This is a genomic window from Butyrivibrio sp., assembly GCF_024699075.1.
Map to the genome: position 1 here is coordinate 1 of NZ_JAILQF010000281.1, position 2,955 is coordinate 2,955.

The 2,955-nt window shown below is 34.5% G+C and carries 4 protein-coding genes; all 4 read right to left on the bottom strand.

From position 1 onward, the window contains the following. Window positions 1–156: acyl carrier protein (locus tag K6G87_RS11430; protein WP_296837269.1), on the bottom strand; the 156-nt coding region annotated here is incomplete at its 3' end. Between the two features lie 492 nt (window positions 157–648). Beyond that, on the bottom strand, window positions 649–1,062 hold the full coding sequence (locus K6G87_RS11435) for a hypothetical protein (protein ID WP_296837261.1): 414 nt from the start codon (window positions 1,060–1,062) through the stop codon (window positions 649–651). Then, a complete protein-coding gene (locus tag K6G87_RS11440) occupies window positions 1,059–1,709 on the bottom strand; it encodes a DUF3990 domain-containing protein (RefSeq protein WP_296837264.1) in 651 nt (216 codons plus the stop codon). The genes K6G87_RS11435 and K6G87_RS11440 overlap by 4 nt, the downstream gene beginning before the upstream one ends. Before the next feature lie 120 nt (window positions 1,710–1,829). Further along, the gene (locus tag K6G87_RS11445; protein WP_296837267.1) at window positions 1,830–2,642 is read right to left on the bottom strand and encodes a YlmH/Sll1252 family protein; all 813 of its coding nucleotides are present in this window, start codon (window positions 2,640–2,642) and stop codon (window positions 1,830–1,832) included. Window positions 2,643–2,955 lie beyond the last annotated feature (313 nt).

Genomic DNA, 2,955 nt, shown 5'->3' on the forward strand with positions numbered 1-2,955 from the left:
CTTTGTTCCGATAGCATCTTCAAGAGCCATGTGAAGCTCTACAAGGTCAAGTGAATCTGCTTCAAGATCTTCTGTAAGAGAAGCATCCTCAGTAACCTTATCCTCGTCGCAGCCAAGTGTGTCTACAATAATCTTCTTAACGTCTTCAAAATTCATTTTAGTTTCCTCCTACTAAATAAGAAAAAATTGATTGTACTTAATTTAAGAAACTATTTTATGTTATGAAGTTTCGCATCACGTCATGTAGTTTACTAAACCACATGATACAGTTTCTTTAATTAAATATTTTTAACTTTCTTAAAACTGATTAAAATATTATAACCAGTTTCCATTAATGTCAATATATAAGTTTAAAGTTTTTAACATTTTATTGATAAATATAAAATCTGATGATTTTAAAATAATCATCTGTAAAAAAGTTTGTTTTTACCGATATTATATAGATATTACAACAGAAGGATTTATTATTCGATATGATAAAGATGCGCCTGGACAGGGGTGTAGATTCAAAAGATTAATTTTAAAACTTCGCACATAATAAATAATCACATCTCCATGCAAATTTGATAGCTAGGAAGATTACGAATTTTATGTGCGAAGTTTGAATTATTTATTCATTTTTTTGAAATTATAAACTATACTATTCTACTAATTTTTGTAGAATAGCTCTTTAATATCCTGAATCTGAACATCTGGTGACATTACATGTAGACCTATATACATATTTTTAAGTTTTTGTATTGGGGCTTGTATATAAATATTCATTGGAGTATCGTCAGGATATGCGATGCTCCAGTATTTAAAGATCCACCCTGCCCATTCCATCATATCTATATCATAAGAAGCACCTCGATTTATTGAACATTCTGTTTCTAATGTACTCATAAGGTAGGCTTCTCCAAGCCACATTGGGCTTTGTTCTTTCTTGTAGAGGTGCTGTGCAAGTTCAGAATGCATCAGTTTATCTACGAAGTCTACGGAATCGTAGCCTTTTTTCACAGAAAGAGCAAATAGTCTTCCTGACATTTCGCATGTGAATGTATCTGAACTATCAAGTTTCATAAGCCATATTCCTCAAGGATTTCATCAAAAAACTTCACATCTGTTGCTCGTCTGAACCTGGTACTAATTTCATTTAATACTGTTGTATTTTGACGTCTTCTTTGCTCATTAAAAGACTTTGCAGTATGCAGTTCATTATCAGAAAGTTTTCTACTGCTTACTATTTTGATATGTTTATTACTGCAGGCTATTTCTGTCTTTGCAACAAACTGGCGACCAAGTTTTACACGTGACATCGCTGCTATCAAGGCTTTATCGCTAAAGGTTCCATCGAAGAAACGCTGAAGAGCTTCAGTCATTTTATCATCTGCAATAAGGCCTGTTATAACATCATAGTTTTGATTATAGGCATCATATTTTTGGGCAAGCTTTGTATATTTATTAGGATCAAACTGTTTTCTGTTATATGCGATGAACAGGCTCCAGTTCAGCTGTGATTCATAATCATCTGTAAATTCCAGAACTTTCAAGCCGGAAAAATCACAATCAAGTTCATAGAACATGTTGTCTTTAAATTCAGAAACCAGAGATTTGGGCTGATCTTCTTTGTCTCCCATGTAGAAGCCACATCCAAAGTCACATTCAGCTCTGCTTATAGGTTGAATACTTCCTTTAATTCCGCTTTTGGAACCATGATATAGGATCATTTTATTTCTCCTGTATATATCTTTATACTTATTATTTTAACAAGCAGTATATGATGCAACAAGAAGAATATATCTAAAAAAGTAATGTTTATGATAATAAAAGGCATGTAAACTTTTTCGCTATTTATAAACAGCGACGCTGATCACGAGGCGACCTTTTCTTGTATTACCATTTTGACCGAGGTACTTGAATTTGCCATGGCCTCTTACAGAAACTCTTGATCCTTCTTTGAGATCATATCCAGCGCTATAAGCAGTACGTCCATCAATAAAGACGAACTGCCTTGATACAAGTTCCTGGGCCTGACTTCTGGATATTCTGTAGACAAAGGCAAGAACAGCATCAAGTCTTTCAGAAGCAACTGATCCTGAAATTTCTTCAAAAGAAGGTCTTATATCACATTCTTTATTTGTAACCGGAATGCATTTTACGGAAGTATGTTTGATGCGGATAAGTTCTTTACATATTAATTCTTCCATATCTTTTAGTATGAATAAATATGCAACTTGTCCATCTTCTGAAACGAGGATATCACCTATGATATCTCTTTCGATTCCAAGGTTCATTAAACTGCCAAGAAAATCTCTGTGAGTAAGCTTATCTGCAAATTTTGCATTTACCGGCACAACCTTAAGGCAGGATACGATGGATCCGCCTTCATCTTCCTGAAGTTTTAAGCCTTCGGCATCCAGATAAGAAGGAAGGAAACAAAGGACATTTCGTTCGCTGTCTTCGTAGCCTCCATATAATGTAAATTTTACGCCGTTATAAACCTGGTTTGCTACAGATCCGCCGCTTTTATTAATTTCATCAAGCACAGCTGCAAGTTCTGAAAGTCCCAGGAAGTTAGTATGCGTTGTGTAATCATTTTGGTAGGCTCTGCCGGCCAGATCTTTTACATGGCCTATTAGAATTGTATTATCATTATCCATAAATTTTCCTTTTATTTTATAAGATTAAAATCATCCTGATTTATGATCATTAACATTATCTGGCATTGGCGCATAGCGCCATGGTTAATAGGAATTTTTTTCAGAAATTCGCAGGGATTGCGGATTTCTGAAACTATCAGCTTTAATTTATAATACTACATTTTGACGAGGGGCTGAAACAATATCAAATGATGTTCGTAGTCCGCTTCGCTACTTTCTTATAAATTCGCGCGGCCCTTTTTAATAATTCCCCATATAGCATAAATATGTATATTTTGGTGTGTATTATATGGCGCCTCCGGCGCCCTTGTTT

What these genes read in the sequence shown, in the direction of transcription:
- K6G87_RS11435 (WP_296837261.1), bottom strand. Translation starts at nt 1,062, where the DNA reads ATGAAACTTGATAGTTCAGATACATTCACATGCGAAATGTCAGGAAGA.
- K6G87_RS11440 (WP_296837264.1), bottom strand. Translation starts at nt 1,709, where the DNA reads ATGATCCTATATCATGGTTCCAAAAGCGGAATTAAAGGAAGTATTCAA.
- K6G87_RS11445 (WP_296837267.1), bottom strand. Translation starts at nt 2,642, where the DNA reads ATGGATAATGATAATACAATTCTAATAGGCCATGTAAAAGATCTGGCC.